18 protein-coding genes are annotated in these 17,363 nt (G+C 64.4%); 8 read left to right on the top strand and 10 right to left on the bottom strand.

The features are described from left to right. Positions 1–274 precede the first annotated feature (274 nt). The gene (gene carB / locus NKH67_RS32885; protein WP_352475086.1) at positions 275–3,778 is read left to right on the top strand and encodes a carbamoyl-phosphate synthase large subunit; all 3,504 of its coding nucleotides are present in this window, start codon (positions 275–277) and stop codon (positions 3,776–3,778) included. 312 nt (positions 3,779–4,090) lie between these two features. On the opposite strand, the gene NKH67_RS32890 is transcribed toward carB, so the two are convergent. The 4 genes from NKH67_RS32890 to NKH67_RS32905 all read right to left on the bottom strand — a co-directional run bounded on the left by NKH67_RS32890 (position 4,091) and on the right by NKH67_RS32905 (position 6,527). After that, complete coding sequence (locus NKH67_RS32890; RefSeq protein WP_352475085.1) at positions 4,091–4,555, bottom strand: DUF6644 family protein; 465 nt, start codon at positions 4,553–4,555, stop codon at positions 4,091–4,093. Next, positions 4,556–4,936: a DUF6152 family protein gene (locus tag NKH67_RS32895; RefSeq protein ID WP_352475083.1), complete on the bottom strand. Its 381-nt coding sequence runs from the start codon at positions 4,934–4,936 to the stop codon at positions 4,556–4,558. A 288-nt stretch (positions 4,937–5,224) separates the two neighbouring features. Then, positions 5,225–5,713 (bottom strand): GNAT family N-acetyltransferase, encoded by a 489-nt coding sequence (locus NKH67_RS32900; RefSeq protein ID WP_352475082.1) that lies wholly within the window; start codon positions 5,711–5,713, stop codon positions 5,225–5,227. Beyond that, the gene (locus NKH67_RS32905; RefSeq protein ID WP_352475080.1) at positions 5,706–6,527 is read right to left on the bottom strand and encodes a transglycosylase SLT domain-containing protein; all 822 of its coding nucleotides are present in this window, start codon (positions 6,525–6,527) and stop codon (positions 5,706–5,708) included. The genes NKH67_RS32900 and NKH67_RS32905 overlap by 8 nt, the downstream gene beginning before the upstream one ends. A 162-nt stretch (positions 6,528–6,689) precedes the next feature. On the opposite strand from NKH67_RS32905, the gene NKH67_RS32910 reads away from it, so the two are divergent. Then, entirely contained in the window at positions 6,690–7,259 is a 570-nt protein-coding gene (locus NKH67_RS32910; RefSeq protein ID WP_352475079.1) for a methylated-DNA--[protein]-cysteine S-methyltransferase, read from the top strand. 53 nt (positions 7,260–7,312) lie between these two features. Here NKH67_RS32910 and NKH67_RS32915 read toward each other — a convergent pair whose 3' ends face one another. Next, positions 7,313–7,639: a hypothetical protein gene (locus NKH67_RS32915; protein WP_352475078.1), complete on the bottom strand. Its 327-nt coding sequence runs from the start codon at positions 7,637–7,639 to the stop codon at positions 7,313–7,315. 295 nt (positions 7,640–7,934) lie between these two features. Here NKH67_RS32915 and NKH67_RS32920 point away from each other — a divergent pair, with 295 nt between their 5' ends. The 3 genes from NKH67_RS32920 (at position 7,935) to NKH67_RS32930 (ending at position 8,874) form a co-directional block, all read left to right on the top strand. Further along, positions 7,935–8,147 carry a cold-shock protein gene (locus NKH67_RS32920; RefSeq protein WP_023678332.1) on the top strand — a complete coding sequence of 71 codons (213 nt, stop codon included), beginning with the start codon at positions 7,935–7,937 and terminating at the stop codon, positions 8,145–8,147. A 275-nt stretch (positions 8,148–8,422) separates the two neighbouring features. Continuing rightward, positions 8,423–8,623 carry a hypothetical protein gene (locus NKH67_RS32925; RefSeq protein WP_352475039.1) on the top strand — a complete coding sequence of 67 codons (201 nt, stop codon included), beginning with the start codon at positions 8,423–8,425 and terminating at the stop codon, positions 8,621–8,623. Continuing rightward, a complete protein-coding gene (locus NKH67_RS32930) occupies positions 8,620–8,874 on the top strand; it encodes a type II toxin-antitoxin system RelE family toxin (protein ID WP_352475041.1) in 255 nt (84 codons plus the stop codon). The genes NKH67_RS32925 and NKH67_RS32930 overlap by 4 nt, the downstream gene beginning before the upstream one ends. Before the next feature lie 79 nt (positions 8,875–8,953). Here the strand turns inward: NKH67_RS32930 and NKH67_RS32935 are convergent, their stop codons facing one another. The 3 genes from NKH67_RS32935 to NKH67_RS32945 all read right to left on the bottom strand — a co-directional run bounded on the left by NKH67_RS32935 (position 8,954) and on the right by NKH67_RS32945 (position 11,569). Continuing rightward, entirely contained in the window at positions 8,954–9,562 is a 609-nt protein-coding gene (locus NKH67_RS32935; RefSeq protein WP_352475042.1) for a glutathione S-transferase family protein, read from the bottom strand. A 262-nt stretch (positions 9,563–9,824) separates the two neighbouring features. After that, entirely contained in the window at positions 9,825–10,679 is an 855-nt protein-coding gene (locus tag NKH67_RS32940) for an EAL domain-containing protein (protein WP_352475043.1), read from the bottom strand. Continuing rightward, positions 10,676–11,569 carry an EAL domain-containing protein gene (locus tag NKH67_RS32945; RefSeq protein WP_352475045.1) on the bottom strand — a complete coding sequence of 298 codons (894 nt, stop codon included), beginning with the start codon at positions 11,567–11,569 and terminating at the stop codon, positions 10,676–10,678. The genes NKH67_RS32940 and NKH67_RS32945 overlap by 4 nt, the downstream gene beginning before the upstream one ends. A gap of 202 nt (positions 11,570–11,771) precedes the next feature. Here NKH67_RS32945 and NKH67_RS32950 point away from each other — a divergent pair, with 202 nt between their 5' ends. Next, complete coding sequence (locus NKH67_RS32950; RefSeq protein WP_352502223.1) at positions 11,772–12,974, top strand: pyridoxal phosphate-dependent aminotransferase; 1,203 nt, start codon at positions 11,772–11,774, stop codon at positions 12,972–12,974. Between the two features lie 6 nt (positions 12,975–12,980). Here NKH67_RS32950 and NKH67_RS32955 read toward each other — a convergent pair whose 3' ends face one another. Then, a complete protein-coding gene (locus NKH67_RS32955) occupies positions 12,981–13,376 on the bottom strand; it encodes a (R)-mandelonitrile lyase (protein WP_023678338.1) in 396 nt (131 codons plus the stop codon). Positions 13,377–13,406: 30 nt separating this feature from the next. Next, positions 13,407–14,006: a methyltransferase family protein gene (locus NKH67_RS32960; RefSeq protein ID WP_352475047.1), complete on the bottom strand. Its 600-nt coding sequence runs from the start codon at positions 14,004–14,006 to the stop codon at positions 13,407–13,409. 144 nt (positions 14,007–14,150) lie between these two features. Here NKH67_RS32960 and NKH67_RS32965 point away from each other — a divergent pair, with 144 nt between their 5' ends. Together NKH67_RS32965 and NKH67_RS32970 are read left to right on the top strand one after the other, a co-directional pair. After that, positions 14,151–15,017 (top strand): alpha/beta fold hydrolase, encoded by an 867-nt coding sequence (locus tag NKH67_RS32965; protein WP_352475048.1) that lies wholly within the window; start codon positions 14,151–14,153, stop codon positions 15,015–15,017. A 163-nt stretch (positions 15,018–15,180) separates the two neighbouring features. Continuing rightward, complete coding sequence (locus NKH67_RS32970) at positions 15,181–17,232, top strand: elongation factor G (protein WP_352475049.1); 2,052 nt, start codon at positions 15,181–15,183, stop codon at positions 17,230–17,232. Positions 17,233–17,363: the final 131 nt, after the last annotated feature.

Raw genomic sequence — 17,363 nt, forward strand, 5'->3', positions numbered from 1 at the left:
CCTACACGCGCGCTCTCGCGCCCCCGCGCTCACGCGCAAATGCCTACCTGCCCATCTGCCCTTCCGCCCTACCCGCCTACTGCCCTCCTGCCCTACTCCCCTACTGCCCTACTGCCCTACTGCCCTACCGCCCTACCCGCATTTTAGGGGCTTACATCCGGCAAAACTCTTCCCTATAAGGCCCTCCTAGCCTGATACCAGAATCGCGCGCGCAACCGGCCGGGTCATCCCGTCCGGCTTTTTGTGCAAGCCGCCCGCCGAACGGACCCTCGACATGCCAAGACGCACCGACATCAAGTCGATCCTGATCATCGGGGCCGGCCCCATCGTCATCGGCCAGGCCTGCGAATTCGACTATTCCGGCACCCAGGCCTGCAAGGCGCTGAAGGAAGAGGGTTTTCGCGTTATCCTGGTCAATTCCAATCCGGCCACCATCATGACCGATCCGGAACTGGCCGACGCCACGTACATCGAGCCGATCACGCCCGAAGTGGTGGCCAAGATCATCGCCAAGGAGCGGCCGGACGCGCTGCTGCCGACCATGGGCGGCCAGACCGCGCTCAACACCGCTTTGTCGCTGCGCCGCATGGGCGTGCTCGACCGCTATCAGGTCGAGATGATCGGCGCCGACGCCACCGCAATCGACAAGGCCGAGGACCGCGCTTTGTTTCGCGAGGCGATGAACAAGATCGGCCTGGAAACGCCGAAGTCGATGCTGGCCAACGCCACCGACGTCAAGAATGCCGACCGCAAGACGCACGAGGCCGAACGCGCCGAGTTGAAGGCCGAGAAGCCCGAAAATCTCGACGCCGCGCTCGACGCTCTGGAAACGCGCTGGAACCTCGGCGAAGGCGACCGCAAGCAGCGCTATATCAGCCATGCCATGGCGATTGCAGCACAAGCGCTCGACCATGTCGGCCTGCCCGCAATTATCCGCCCCTCCTTCACCATGGGCGGCACCGGCGGCGGCATCGCCTACAACCGCGCCGAATTCTTCGAGATCGTCCAGTCCGGCCTCGACGCCTCGCCGACCACCGAAGTGCTGATCGAGGAGAGCGTACTCGGCTGGAAGGAGTATGAGATGGAGGTTGTCCGCGACAAAGCCGACAACTGCATCATCGTCTGCTCGATCGAGAACATCGACCCGATGGGCGTGCATACGGGCGACTCGATCACCGTCGCCCCAGCGCTCACGCTGACCGACAAGGAATACCAGATGATGCGCAACGCCTCGATCGCGGTGCTGCGCGAGATCGGCGTCGAGACCGGCGGCTCCAACGTGCAGTTCGCCGTCAACCCGGCCGACGGCCGCCTGGTGGTGATCGAGATGAACCCGCGCGTCTCGCGCTCGTCGGCGCTGGCCTCCAAGGCGACCGGTTTTCCGATCGCCAAGATCGCCGCCAAGCTCGCCGTCGGCTACACGCTGGACGAGCTCGAGAACGACATCACCGGCGGAGCAACGCCGGCCTCGTTCGAGCCGAGCATCGACTATGTCGTGACAAAAATCCCGCGCTTTGCCTTCGAGAAGTTTCCCGGCGCCGAGCCAGTGCTGACCACCTCGATGAAGTCGGTCGGCGAGGTCATGGCCATCGGCCGCACCTTCCAGGAATCGCTGCAGAAGGCGCTGCGCGGGCTGGAGACCGGCCTGACCGGTCTGGACGAAATCGAGATCCCCGGCATCGGCCATGGGACGACAGCTGCCAGCCACGTCGACGACCGCAACGCCATCCGCGCCGCCTTGGGCACGCCGACGCCGGACCGGCTGCGCATGGTGGCGCAAGCGATCCGCATGGGCACTTCGCTCGAAGACGTGCACGCGATGTGCAAGATCGACCCGTGGTTCCTCGAACAGATAGCCGGCATTCTCGACATGGAAGCCCGCATCCGCGAGCACGGAATTCCCGAGGACGCCGCCAATCTGCGCATGCTGAAGGCGATGGGTTTTTCGGACGCCCGCCTCGCCTCCCTGGTCAGGAAGGATGTCGAAGAGATCCAGAAGATACGCGACAAGCTCGACGTTCATCCGGTTTACAAGCGCATCGACACCTGCGCCGCCGAATTCGCCTCGCCCACCGCCTACATGTATTCGACCTATGAGGTGCCGTTTGCCGGCGCGCTCGCCAACGAGGCGCAGGTCTCGTCGCGCAAGAAGGTCGTCATCCTCGGCGGCGGCCCCAACCGCATCGGCCAGGGCATCGAGTTCGACTATTGCTGCTGCCATGCCGCTTTTGCGCTGCGCGACGCCGGCTTCGAGGCGATCATGATCAACTGCAACCCCGAGACCGTGTCGACCGACTACGACACCTCGGACCGGCTCTATTTCGAGCCGCTGACGCCGGAGGACGTGCTGGAGATCCTGCGCGCCGAGCAGGCGTCGGGCGAACTGGTCGGCGTCATCGTCCAGTTCGGCGGCCAGACGCCGCTGAAGCTGGCGGATGCGCTGGAGAAGGCCGGCATCCCGATCCTCGGCACCTCGCCCGACATGATCGATCTGGCCGAGGACCGCGACCGCTTCCAGAAGCTGCTGCACAAGCTCGGCCTCAGCCAGCCGAAGAACGGCATTGCCTACTCGGTCGAGCAGGCCCGCCTCGTCGCCGGCGAGCTCGGCTTCCCGCTGGTGGTGCGCCCGTCGTACGTGCTCGGCGGCCGCGCCATGCAGATCATCCACGACGAGAGCATGCTGCAGTCCTATCTGCTCGACACCGTGCCCGGCCTGGTACCGGAGGACATCAAGCAGAAATACCCCAACGACAAGACCGGCCAGATCAACACGCTGCTCGGCAAGAACCCGCTTCTGTTCGATACCTATCTGTCGGGCGCCATCGAGGTCGATGTCGATTGTCTCTGCGACGGCAGGTCGACCTACGTCTCCGGCATATTGGAGCACATCGAGGAGGCCGGCATCCACTCGGGCGACTCGGCCTGCTCGCTGCCGGTGCACTCGCTGCCATCGGAGCTCGTCGACGAACTCGAGCGCCAGACGGCAGCGCTGGCCCGTGCGCTCAATGTCGGCGGGCTGATGAACGTGCAGTACGCGATCAAGGACGGCACCGTCTATGTGCTGGAGGTCAACCCGCGCGCATCGCGCACCGTGCCCTTCGTCGCCAAGACCATTGGGCGGCCGATCGCAAAGATCGCCGCCCGCATCATGGCCGGCGAAAGCCTGGAAGACGCCTTCGCCCATTACGGCGCCATGCCCGACCCGCGCAACCCCGGCCACATCGCCGTCAAGGAAGCGGTATTCCCGTTCGCCCGCTTCCCCGGCGTCGACATATTGCTCGGCCCGGAAATGCGCTCGACCGGCGAGGTCATGGGCCTCGACCGCGACTTCGCGCTGGCCTTCGCCAAGAGCCAACTGGGGGCGGGTGTTGATCTCCCCCGCGCGGGCACGCTGTTTGTCTCGGTGCGCGACGAGGACAAGAAAGGCATCCTGCCGGCGGTGAAACGTCTCGCCGGCCAGGGTTTCAAAGTGCTCGCCACCTCAGGCACCGCCCGCTTCCTCGCCGAGAACGGCGTCGTCGCCGAAAAGATAAACAAGGTGCTGGAAGGCCGCCCGCACATCGAGGACGCCATCCGCAACCGCCAGGTCCAGATCGTCTTCAACACCACGGACGGCCAGAAAGCGGTGTCGGACTCCAAATCGCTGCGCCGGGCGACGCTGATGCAGAAAGTGCCGTATTACACGACGCTGTCGGGCGCGGCTGCGGTGGCCGAGGCGATCGCGGCGCTGAAGGCGGGGAGCCTGGAAGTGCGCCCCTTGCAGGAGTATTTTGCTTAGGCGATTAGCCAATCTCCCTCCTTGTGGGGGAGATGGCCGGCAGGCCAGAGGGGGCGCTGTCCCGGTTCCTGGACAGCTCATGTCGGCTCACTCAATCGGCTTCGAAGCAGGGATGAACCATACAAAAGCCTGACGCGGCCACAAGTCTCTAGCTGCTCGTACCAGTCCACCCTGCCCTCCAAGGTAAAATCCCTCAGGTTCTACAGGACCTCGCACGTTTCGATGGCGCGCGGGTCCTGGCCGGGTCCGCAACGCATAACTCGGAGCTCCCGAGATTAGTCGCCAAATCGGCCAACAGTGCCGCCGCCCGGCTTAGTTGAGAAACCCAATAAACCGTCCGGCGAAAAGCACGGACGTCCACAGCACCACCGAAAATACAGCCAGCACGGTTGCGGCCCCGCCGGCCGGCTCGTCGCCGCCTCTTGCGCGGCGCATGAAGACCAGGAAGTTGACGCCGGCGAGCAGGATGAGTCCCATCTTGGCAAGGAAAACCGGCATCGCCGCATACTCGCTCGGCCTGACTGAAAACAGCAGCGAGCCCGTGACAAGCGCGCCGGCGAACGCGGCCAATGCGGTGCGGCGCAGCAGCGCGATGAACGGCGCCTGCGGCAGCGAGCGGAAGGCGCCGAGGATCCTGAGATCCATGAGCCAGACGCTGGTCAGCAGCGCGCCGATCGACATGATGTGGAGCGCATTGACGATGGGGTAGGCGACGAAGGAGGCCTTCAGTCCCCGCACCAAAGCGAGTTGCTCGATGCCGGCGAAAAACCCGTCCATTCAGGCCGGCGGCACGCGGTCAGGATAGACGTCATAGGTCTTGCCGCCGACGATGACGCGGACCGCCTTCATGCGCTTTTCGGTCTCGTCGCGCGAGCGGTTGCCGATCGCGGTCACCTCGTCGCCGATCTTGGCGACCTCCTCGGTGAAGCCGGCGGCGATCGTGCGGGACGGCGTCGCCATCTCCACCCGCCAGGCCTCTCCCTTCGCGTCGACATCCAGCGTGGCGTGCGGGTTGCCGATATAGATGGCCGTGATCTTGCCTTTGAGTTCGAAAAACCCGTCCTGCGTCCACGACCAGCCGTGATGGGCGTAAGCTGCGGTGCCGGCGGCAAGCATCACCGCCGCCAGCATGACGCTTCGGTTGAAAGGTGACTGCATCGCTCGTCTCCTCGGTTCATTTCGATTGGAGGGTAGGTCACGGCGCGGCAGCGTCAAATCACATGAGGTGTGCGCTGCCCCTCATTGCCCTGCCGGGCATTTCTCCCCGTATAGCGACGGGGAGAAAGGTGCCTTCGCCAAGGATTTCGCCAATCTCCAGAGTTGAAGAAAGGGAGCTGAGTTTGCCGCCAGCCCCCTTCTCCCCGTCCTCTACGGGGAGAAGATGCCGGCAGGCAGATGAGGGGCGGCGCCGACTTCTACGGTCGAGCGCCCGCTTGCCCCGACCCCTCACGCCGCCCAATCGACCTCGACCATCCCCAGCCGCTGATAGAGCCTGACCGCAGCCGCGTTCTCGACGGTATTGGTCTTGAGATCGACATGCGCAGCACCCCTTGCCTGAAACACCGCAAACGCGTGCCGCATCAGTGCCTCGGCAATGCCGTTGCCGCGCGCCTCGGGGTGGACGGCAAGATCCTTGACGAACGCCCGTGTCCAGCAGAGCGCCGCGCCCGCCAGCCGGCCCTTGCCGTCGATGACCAGGAAACACAAAGCTGGGTCGAATTCCGCGTCGGCCGAAATGCGCGGCCACCATTCGTCGAACGGCCCGTCGGCGCCATCGTCAAACACCGCGGTCAACAGCGTATGCAAAGCGAGTGCATCCGCGGCTTCGAAGGCGCGCATGAAAAAACCTTCGGGCCAGCGCGGCGCCAGAAGCGTGTCGTCGAGGATCTTGCGCAGGCGGATGTCGTTTGGCGCCGGCGGACGCGGCTCAGGCATCGGGTTGCATGCGGCGGCGCAGGCTGTCGCTGCCGAGGCCGGTTTCGCCCAGCATCCCCTTACGCTTGGCGTCATAATAATAGCCGCTCTGGTAGAGCCGGTCGGCGCGCTTGGGGTTGCCGCCTGAGACCAGCCAGGCGCCGCGCAGATATTTCACCGCATATTTCAAATTGGTCTCGGCATCGAACAGGCCGCTTGCCGGCCCGTCATAGCCCATGCCGCGCGCCGTCGCGTGCTTGATCTGCATCAGCCCCCAATGGCCGTGATTGTAGGCTTTCGGGTTGAACGTGCTCTCGCGGTTGACGACGCTGCGCACCAGATCGACCGGCACCTGATAAAGCGCGGAATATTTCTCGATCAGCCGCTCGATCTCGCTGCGGCCGCCGGCGTTGGACTGACCCTCGGTGGGGTCGGTCGCGGCCAGAGCGGCCGGGTCCTGCGGCAGCGTGTAGGAAACCGGCTGAACGCCGGGCATGGCCTCGGTCTGTTGGCTGACCGGCATGGCGACGGCTGGCGTCGCGGTAACAGGCAGCGCGTTGGCGGTCATGACGGCGGGGGTACTTGCCGCCAGCGGCGTCGGCCCGGCAAAGGCGGCGGCCGGCTCGATCGGCAGCGCCGCTGTCTGGGCGACGCCGGACGGCTCCGGCAGGACCGAAACCGTGTCAGGCAGCGCCAACGTAAAGCCGGCATCGGTATTGGCCGTATTTTCGGTGAAGGCCGGCGTCGGGGTCACCGGCGAAGTCGAGGTGCAACCGCTGAGAGCGGCCACGGCCAGCACCGCCGCAAGGACGGGAAAGAGGAATTTTGCTGGCAAGCGGCGCTCGGGTCCGGTTCGTCGGGTGTTAAGAAGTCCTTACACCAGCATCTTTCCCCGGGCAATCCGCGGTAGCCGGTGGTTTTCGGGTGGCGAGCCGGGCCGCGAAATGCGATATTGTTCTGGATTTGTACTTCGCAGGATTCCGGAAAGGAGCACGCCATGGACGCCTCTCATGCCACCGCCGGCCACGCGGTCTTCGAAACCGTGCTCGGCTTCATGGGCATCGCCTGGAGCGATGCCGGACTGACCCGGCTCTGCCTGCCGCAGCGCAATCGCGACGCGGTCGAGCGCCGGCTGCTGCGCCATGCCGCCGCCGAGCAGCCTGCGAAGCCCGAGCCGCAATGGGTTGCCGAGCTGATCGCGTCGATCAAGGCCTATGCCGCCGGCGAGGATATAGATTTCTCTAACGTGCCGGTCGATCTCAGCGGCGTCGACGAGTTCCGCCTGGCGATCTATGACGCGGCACGAAAACTCGCCTTCGGCGAAACCACCACCTATGGCGAACTGGCCAAACGCGCCGGCCATGCCGGGCTGGCGCGTGAGACGGGCGCCGCACTCGGCGCCAACCCGGTGCCGCTGGTCATCCCCTGTCACCGCATCCTTGCCGCCGGCGGCAAGATCGGCGGATTTTCCGCGGCCGGCGGCTCGGCCACCAAGGAAAAGATGCTGGCCATGGAAGGCGTGCGCGTCGGTCCGCCGCCGCCGGCGCAGGTGTCGTTCGGGTTTTAGCTGTGCTGATATTCAGGTGATGCCGGTACCCCGGCGCACCCATCTCGACCAGCCTAATCCGGAAGCAGCCGCCGGCGGAAGCGCCGATCGAATTCCACCCGCTTGCATTTATAGACGGTGCACGAATTCGTATCGGCACTCGGCACGGAGGCCCGCGCCCTGACCTCGCCGATGTCGCAGAATTGCTGGCTCCGCACATAGCGGTCGTAGAGCCCCAGGCCCGGCACGCGCGCCGATCTGTAACGCAGGATGACCGCGCCCTCGCGCGCGATCGTCGCCTGCACCTTGCCGCAGCTCATGCGGGTCGGGTCGTAGCGCGAGACCGCCTGCGCCTCGGCGGCCACCAGCGTCAGGCAAGCGGCAAGCAGAACGATTTTCATGTCCCTCTCCCCAAAACCCGTGCCCGAAGCTGTCGCGATCCTCCCGCGTCAGGCGCGCAGCGACGACGCTCTCACGCGATTGGGGCGGCCGTTGGGCAGCGTTGCCGCCGCGCCATTTTCCGCCCCGTCTTGTTTTTTGCGCGAAGGCATATTATATGCGGTCCATTGATATTTCGGCCGATCGATCCGGGCCTCGCGATCTTCGCGTTTGCTGACGTTCTATCTCCAAAATCTCGATACAAACCGGCTGGGTTTCGGCCCAGTCAAACTAAAGCAAACGTAAAGGACTATCGAAATGGCAACAGGTACGGTCAAGTGGTTTAATTCCACCAAGGGTTTCGGCTTCATTCAGCCTGACAGCGGCGGCGCGGACGTTTTCGTCCACATCTCCGCAGTCGAGCGTGCTGGACTGTCGACCTTGGTCGAAGGCCAGAAGATCAACTTCGAGATCGAGCAGGACCGCCGCACTGGCAAGTCGTCCGCTGGATCTCTGAGCAAGGCAGCCTGATTTTGCGAATGGCGGGCGCCCGGCGCTAGCCCCGGGGGGGCGGCCAAGACCGGGTGTTCTTGCGGTCGCGCGAGAAGCGCGCCGGAGCGAAAGACCCGACAAGCCGAAGCAGCAGATTGCTGCCGGCCCGGCCAAAACGCTCCCGATCAGGCTACCAAGCATGGGAAGGCGGGATTTTGTCCCGCCTTTTTGCTGTCTGGATTCCAGTGAACCGCTGCCTTGGGCCTATAGTCCCACTTTGTGGTGTTTTTGGCCCAATGTGGTACTATTAATTCATGAGCAAGCTTGAACAGATTGAGAAATCCGTTGCCGAACTAAGCCCCGAAGAGCTGAGAGCGTTTGCCGCATGGTTCGAGGCGCTGCAGGCCGACATGTGGGACCGGCAGATCGAAGCCGACGCCAAGGGCGGCAGGCTGGACAAGCTTGCCGAGCAGGCCTTGGCTGATCATCGCGCCGGCCGGACCCGGCCTCTGTGAATCATTTTGCTACTCCCTCGTTTTGGGAGGCCTACGCAAAACTGCCCTCGTTAATCAGAGCAAAGGCGAACAGACGTTTCGCCAAACTGAATTCTGACCCGTTCCACCCGTCGTTGCATTTCAAACAGGTCGGGCGCGACTGGTCGGCGCGGGTTGATATCAACTACCGCGCCGTGGCTGTTCGCGACCACGATGACGTGGTCTGGTTCTGGATAGGCACCCATTCCGAATATGATCGCCTGCTGAAATAGCCGCGCGACCATTCACGTCATCGGCCGAGGGCCGCAAGCCCGACCTCCGGGGCGAGCCGCGAAGCGCCGAGAAGCGTGACTAAGGCAGCCACTCCAGCGGCACGTGCCCCGGATCGGCCTCGACCCTTTTCAGCCAGGCGGCAACCGCCGGATAGGCGTCGAGCTGAAACCCGCCCGTCTCGGCCGTGTGCGTATAGGCATAGAGCGCGATGTCGGCGACGCTGAGCACATCACCGGCGAAGAAGCTGCTCCCGGCCAGGTGCTTGTCCATGACGCCGAGCGCCTTGTTGCCGCGCTCCAGCGTCAGCGCCAGCCGCTCGGGCGTTGCGTCCTTGGCTCTTTCAGGGAAGGTCAGCAGCGCCCTGCGCACGGCGATATAAGGCTCGTGGCTGTATTGCTCGAAGAACAGCCACTGATAGGCCAGCGCGCGTTCGTATCTGTCCGCCGGCAGAAACCGCGTGCCTTCGGCGAGATAGAGCAGGATGGCATTGGATTCGGCCAGCCGCCGGCCGTCGTCGAGTTCGAGCAGTGGCACCATGGCGTTCGGGTTTTTCGCGACATAGTCGGGCTTGCGCGTGTCGCCGGTGTGCGAGCTGACCTCGACATTGGTGAAAGCGATGCCGAGCTTGGCCATCAACAGGCGCGGCTTGTAGCAATTGCCGCTGTCGATCATTCCATAGAGTATCATCGGTGCTCCCCCTTGCTCGCAACCACCCGTCTCAGGGCTTGATCCAGCCTCTATCGCGGCGGCGGCGGCTTCATCCAGTGATTTGTTTTGGCGTAAGCATCAGCGCCGCTGATGCATTTCAGGATATATCGAGATTCAAGTCAGGCCGAGCCAAGAAGGGTGGGTTCCGAGAACCGGAGCGGAGCGTACTTTGGGTACGTGAGCACCGGAAGCGCAGGAAACCGCCGTTCGCAGGCCGGCATCACTTGAATCTCGACATATCCTAGCCGAATAGGGGGATGACGTTGTTGTCCCTGCCAAGCAGCCTGTCGATCGACAGAGGCTCCTCGTCGAACAGCGTACCGGCCAGCGCCGGCCGGGCAAGGTAAAAGCCCTGCAGCAGGTCGACGCCGCCATCCAGCGCGACGCGCAGATGCGTGGCGTTCTCGACGCCTTCGACCAGCACCTTGGCGCCACGGTCGTGCAGCGTCGAAACCAGCGGCCGGAAAAACCGCTCGGCGGCGGCGTGTCGGCAGAATTCTGCGAACCAGGTGCCGTCGATCTTGACGATGTCGGGCTGCACCAGCGCTACCCTTTCTTCGGTCGAATGCCCGGTGCCGAAATCGTCGATGGCGATGCGGACGCCGTCGCGCCGCATCTCGCGCGCCAGGCTGACAAGCACCTTGTCGCCGGCCGCCTGCTCGGTAATCTCGCAGACCAGCATGCCGGGATGCAGGCCGAAATCCGCCAGATGCCTGGTCATCAGCCTGATTTCGGCCAGCGCCCGTGCGGGGTCATCGTTGATCAGCGGATTGTAATTGAAGAACAGGTCGAGCCGGTCGACGCCGATGTTGCGGAAGTTGCGCAAATGCAGCACCCGGCACATGGTTTCGACAAACAGCCGATCCGCTGCCGGCACACCTTCGAAGAAGATTTGCGGCGCCACCGGCCTGCCTGCGCGATGCGGCTCGATCAGTCCCTCGACCGCGACGGCGGCAAGAAACCTGCCGCGCGGCGCGAAGACCGGCTGGTAGGCGCTCCTCAGCCGGAATGCGCCGTAGACGCCATATTCGATGCCGACCTCGTCGGCAAAGATCGCTTCGCCGACCTTGCGCCGCATGTCGGCCCGCCCGGTCACGGTGCCACCCTGCGCCCGAAAGCCCGCATCGGTCGCCGCGAGGTCGAAACGGCCGTGGGCACTTTGTCCTTATCGGGCGACACCGCTGATGCCTGCCCGGCCTTGTCGAAGACGTGAAAGCTGGTCGGTGCAAGCTCCGGGCGTGCCAGCACGAAGCCTTGCACCATCGAGGCGCCCGACTTTTCGGCGAGCTCGAGCTGCCAGCCCGTCTCGATGCCCTCGAATACCGTACGGATGCCTTGCTCTTCGAAGCTGGTCACCATAGCGGTCAGCAAGGCGAAGCCGGCACCGGATTCCATCAGCGTCATAATCCAGTCGGCGTCGAACTTGACGATGTCTGGCCTGAGTTCCTTGATGCGATTGATGTCGGATTCGTCGGCGCCGTAATCGTCGACGGCAATGCGCAAACCATTGCCCCTGAGCGCCCCGACGAAATTGTAGAGCGTTTCCTGCGACGCCGATTTCTGTTCGGTGACCTCGCAGACGACGCGGCGCGGATCGATGTCGGCCTCGTGCAGCACCAGCCGCATTTCGCGCAGCGCCTTGTCGGCGATGCTGCGGTCGGTGAACACCGATGGATCGAAATTGATGAAGATGGAGGCGTCTCGCGGCAGGCAGGCGCCGGCGTTCAGAAGGTGCAGCGTCCGTGTCAGCGCCTCGATATGCAGGCGGTCGACCGCCGGACAGCTGTTGAAGAAACTCATTGGCGGCTGCGGCTCGCCTTCGCGGAACGGCCGGATCAGCCCCTCGAACGCGACGACGGAAAGCTTGCCCTTGTTGAAGGCGAAGATCGGCTGGAACGCGCTTTGCAGCGTATAGACCCCCCAGACACCGCTGGCGGTGCCGTCATCATGGCGGATGATATGGGCAAGCCCGATGCTGCGTGTCACGGTTCCTCGCTATGCGAGACTGGCGGACCGGCTACGGTCCTGCCGTTCAAGCTTTTACCGATCGTTGATGAATTTATTGTTGCCAGCATTGCGCGCTGGCTCATTCGACAATGCCTGCGCTGGGCTTGCGCTTGACCAGATGATGCGACATGAGAGGCGCCGCGGCGCCTTCGCCCGCCGGTCCTTTCTGGAGATATCTGTCATGGCCTTTCTTGCCGACGTCCTTTCCCGCGTAAAGCCTTCCGCGACCATCGCGGTGACGCAGAAGGCGCGCGAGCTGAAAAACGCCGGCCGCGACGTGATCGGGCTGGGCGCCGGCGAACCGGACTTCGACACCCCCGACAACATCAAGAACGCCGCGATCGAGGCCATCCGCCGAGGCGAGACGAAGTATCCGCCGGTATCCGGCATCGTGCCGCTGCGCGATGCGATCGCGAAAAAATTCAAGCGCGAGAACAATCTCGACTACCGGCCGGAGCAGACCATCGTCGGCACCGGCGGCAAGCAGATCCTGTTCAACGCTTTCATGGCGACGCTGAACCCCGGCGACGAGGTGATCATCCCGCGGCCCTACTGGGTGAGCTATCCCGAAATGGTGGCGATCTGCGGCGGCACCTCGGCCTTTGCCGACACCTCCATCGACAACGGCTTCAAGCTGACGGCGACCGTGCTGGAAAAGGCGATCACGCCGCGCACCAAATGGCTGTTGATGAACTCGCCGTCCAACCCCTCGGGCGCCGCCTATACCGAGGCGGAGCTCAAGGGCCTGGCCGACGTGCTGTTGAAGCACCCGCATGTCTGGGTGCTGACCGACGACATGTACGAGCACCTGACTTATGCCGACTTCGTCTTCAAGACCATCGCCGAGGTCGAGCCGAAGCTCTATGAGCGCACGCTGACGATGAACGGCGTGTCAAAGGCCTATGCCATGACCGGCTGGCGCATCGGCTACGCGGCAGGCCCGGTGCCGCTGATCAAGGCGATGGACATGATCCAGGGCCAGCAGACCTCCGGCGCCTGCACCATCGCCCAATGGGCGGCGGTCGAAGCGCTGAACGGCCCGCAGGATTTCATCCCGAAGAACAAGGCGACCTTCCAGGGCCGGCGCGATCTCGTCGTCTCGATGCTCAACCAGGCGCGCGGCATCACCTGTCCGTCGCCGGAGGGTGCGTTCTACGTCTATCCCTCCTGTGCCCAGCTGATCGGCAGGAAGACCAAGAGCGGCAAGGTGATCGACAGCGACGAAACCTTCTGCTCGGAACTGCTCGAGGCCGAGGGCGTGGCGGTTGTTTTCGGCTCGGCCTTTGGCCTCGGCCCGAACTTCCGCATCTCCTACGCCACGTCGGAGGCTCTGCTCGAAGAGGCCTGCACGCGCATCCAGCGCTTTACCGCCGCGCTGGTCTGAGACGTTTCAGCCGCCATACTGCTCGTCGTTCACCTTCTCCAGCCAGTCGACATGCACACCCTCAAGCGCCTCCTGCATGGCGATGTGGGTCATCGCCGATTTGGGCGCGGCGCCGTGCCAGTGCTTTTCGCCGGCCGCAAAGGAGATGACGTCGCCGGCCCTGATCTCCTGCAGCGGCCCGCCCCAGCTTTGCACGAGACCGGCACCGGATGTGACATAGAGCGTCTGGCCAAGCGGATGCGTGTGCCAGTGGGTGCGGGCGCCGGGCTCGAAGCTGACCAGCGTGGCTCTGAGCCGCGCCGGCGCCTCTTTCTCGATGATCGGCGTCTGCAAAACCCGGCCAGTGAAGTATTTTTCCGGCGCAACAATCGTCGGCACGCTGCCGCAGGCAATGATCTTCATCGTCGCAAATCCTCGATTCAATCCAGTGTCTTAGACCCTACCACTTTCGTCCGATGCCGGCTGCATCTCCTGCCGGCTGCGGGCAAAACGCGGCCAGAACAGACCGGTCCGCGTGCGGTAAGCGTCGTAGGCATCGGCCAACCTTGTCCGCGAAAATTTTCGCTCTTCGTCCAAGGCCGCGATCACGTAGATCGTAACGATGCCGGCGACCGGCACCACCGCCCAGACCGACCAGGTCGCGATACCCCATCCGACCCAGAAGATGATGTAGGACGTGTAGAACGGATGCCGGACATGGAGATAAGGGCCTTCGGTCACCAGGCTGTCAGGATTGTCAGGATCGAATGCGAACCGCAGCCCCGCCTTGCGGGAGACCGAGATCGCCCACCAGAACAGCGCCGAGCTTGCCAGTTCGATGGCGAGCCCGCCGATCTTCGCCGCCAATGGCTGCCGCTCGATCCACAGCAGCGCAAGAAAGAACAGCGCCGTGCCGACCACGACGGCCGAAATGATCATCGCGCCTTGAGACATGGTCGGCGACTGGAAATGCGCGCGCATCGACCAGGCATATTGGCCGAGCGTCGCGATGCTGCTGATCGAGACGAGAAGGTCGAGTGTGGATTCCATCATCAGGCTCCGGGGGTTAGCTGTGGTGGATTCGTTCATCATACCCGGCGCAAGCCGAGAAATCATTTCTTAACCACCGTTCTAAACAACATGGTGACCTCGGCATGCGATGTTGACCTGGAGACAATCCCAAGGTCCAAACCAGATATGGCCGTTTCCCACCGCACGATCCGCACGCCGCAAGCGGATTTGCGCCTCAGCCAGTCGTCGGGACCCGGCATCCCGCTTGTCCTGATCCACGGCTCAGGCAGTTCGCGCGCCGTATTCGCCCGCCAGTTCGACAGCCCGTTGGCCGCTGCCCATCGGTTGATTGCTTTCGACCTGCCCGGCCATGGCGAATCGTCGGACGCCCGCGATCCGGCGACGGACTACACAATCGCCGGCCTTGCCCAATCGGCGGCCCAGCTCCTCGATGCCTTGGGCATCGGCCGCGCCGTCGTCTTCGGCTGGTCGCTTGGCGGGCACGTGGCAATCGAACTCGCGAGTTTTCACCGCGCCGTCGGCGGGCTGATGCTGACCGGCGCGCCGCCGGTATCGAAGGGTCCTTTCGGCATGCTGCGCGGCTTCCACGCGCATTGGGACATGCTGCTGGCGTCCAAAAAGACGTATTCCGAACGCGATGCCGAGCGCTTCGAGACGCTGTGTTTCGGCGACACCGCCGATCCGTCCTTTCGCCAAGCCATCCTGCGCACCGACGGCCGGCTGCGCGCCGCGGTGACGCGCGGCATGCTCACCGGCAAGGGTGCCGACCAGAGACAGGTGGTCGAGCAAGCCGCGTTTCCGGTCGCTATCGTCAATGGCGAGAACGATCCGTTCGTCCGGCTCGGCTATTTTGAGACGCTCGCCTACGGCTCCCTGTGGGAGCATTGCCACATCGTCTCCGGCGCCGGGCATGCGCCTTTCTGGGAGCGTGCGGACCTGTTCAATCCGTTGCTCGCGCGCTTTGCCGAGACGGTGGCGGTGCAGCGCGTGGACGCACCCCCGCTGGCGTCGCGCCTGACCGGCACCGGCTGAACCGGCCCCAACTTCAAATCCCTTCAACTTCAAATCCCTTGCCCTCCCGGCCTGCCCGTGGGACGATGCCCTTTGGGTAGGTGGCAAATTGAAAAAAGCCTCGCCCGCGACGGCCGACAGGCCGGCCGCCGCTCACAGGGAAACGCCTGAGTGGAGGTCAGCCATGGGTACTCGCGCCGGAGGACGACGCACGGGACCGAAATGCATTGCCATAGTCGGTCCCTTCGCAAGCGGTAAGACGACACTTCTCGAAGCCATACTCGCCCGTACAGGCGCCATTCCCCGCCAGAATCCCGTTTCGTCCGGAAATACCGTTTCCGATCATTCGCCCGAGGCGCGCGCTCACGGCATGAGCGTCGAGGCGACCTTCGCCACCACCGATTTCATGGGCGAGCCGTTCACCTTCGTCGATTGTCCCGGCTCGATCGAATTCTCCTTCGAAGCCGAGCCGGTGCTGGCCGCCTGCGACGTCGCCGTGGTCGTTGCCGAGGCCGACGAGAAGAAGATCCCTGCCCTGCAGCTGATCATGCGCAAGCTCGACGAGCTCGGCGTGCCGCGCATGCTGTTCCTGAACAAGGTCGACAAGGCGATAGCAGGTGTGCGCGACACGCTGAAGATGCTGCAGCCGGCAAGCTCGGTGCCATTGCTGCTGCGCCAGATCCCGCTGCGCAAGGACGGCGTCGTCATCGGCTCGATCGACCTCGCTCTGGAGCGTGCCTACATCTACCGCGAATATGCCGAGAGCGAGGTCGCCCAGATCCCGAGCGACGACAAGGCGCGCGAGCTCGAGGCGCGCTTTTCCATGCTGGAGACACTCGCCGACCATGACGACCGGCTGATGGAGCAATTGCTTGACGAGATCGAACCGCCGAAGGACGCGATCTTCGACGACCTCGCCGCAGATCTGCGCGACGGCACGGTGACGCCGGTGCTGATCGGCACCGCCGAGAAGGGCAACGGCGTGCTGCGCCTGTTGAAGGCGATCCGTCACGACGCACCCGACATCGCGGCGACGCGCCAGCGTCTCGGCGCGCCCGATGGCAATGCCACCGTGGTCCAAGTGATGAAGACCATCCACACCGCGCATGGCGGCAAGCTGTCGGTGTCGCGCATCCTGTCCGGCCAGGTCGCCGACGCCGCCGAGCTGTTCCTTCCCAGCGGCGAGACGGCAAAGGTCTCCGGCATCTACAAGATGCTCGGCAAGGACCAGGTCAAGCTGACTTCGGCCAAGGCCGGCGACACTGTGGCGCTCGGCAAGCTGGACGCCGTCAGGACCGGCCAGACGCTGAGCTCGACCAAGGGCGGCATCAAGCCGCTGGTCACGCTGGCGCCGCCGCAACCGGTCTTCGCCTTCGCGCTGCGGCCGAAAGAGCGCAAGGACGAGGTCAAGATGTCGGCGGCCATCCAGCGCCTGGCCGAGGAAGATCCCTCGCTCGACCTGCATCACAACCAGGATTCCGCCGAAACCGTGCTGTCCGGTCATGGCGAGATGCATCTGCGCGTCGTGCGCGAGCGGCTGGAAGGCAAGAACCAGATCCCGGTCGAAGGCCATGTGCCGGCCGTGCCCTATCGCGAGACGATCCGCAAAGCGACGCAGCAGCGCGGCCGCCACAAGAAACAGTCGGGCGGCCACGGCCAGTTCGGCGATGTGGTGCTGGAGATCAAACCGCTGCCGCGCGGTTCAGGCTTCCAGTTCACCGATACGATCACCGGCGGCGTCGTGCCGAAGACCTACATCCAGTCGGTCGAGACCGGCGTGCGCGATTACCTGAAATCGGGCCCGCTCGGCTTCCCGGTCGTCGATGTTGCCGTCAACCTTTCCGACGGCTCCTACCATGCGGTCGATTCCTCCGACATGGCCTTCCAGATGGCGGCGAAGCTGGCGATGAAGGAAGGCATGGCCGCGTGCTCGCCGGTGCTGCTGGAGCCGGTGATGAAGGTCGAGATCGTCACGCCGTCGGATGCGACGTCGAAGATCATCGCTCTGATCCCGCAGCGGCGCGGCCAGATCCTCGGCTACGACGCGCGGCCCGACTGGCCGGGATGGGACGTGGTCGAGGCGACCATGCCGCAGGCTGAGATCGGCGACCTCATCATCGAGCTGCGCTCGGCCACTGCGGGTGTCGCCAGCTACCGGGCCGTCTTCGACCACATGGCCGAACTCACCGGCCGGTTGGCCGACGAAGCGCTGAACGCCAACGGCAAGGCCGCCTGAGCTGCCCTTGCGGCCCAACAGGAAACGGGGGGGCCGGGCCGCCCGCGCCCCGGGGTGTGGGGGCGGGGGGGGGGGGGGGGGGCCGCGCGGGCGGCGCCCCCCGTGCGCGGCCGGTGGGGGGGGGGGGGGGT

This window comes from Mesorhizobium sp. M0968, from assembly GCF_040319065.1.
GTDB lineage: Bacteria > Pseudomonadota > Alphaproteobacteria > Rhizobiales > Rhizobiaceae > Mesorhizobium.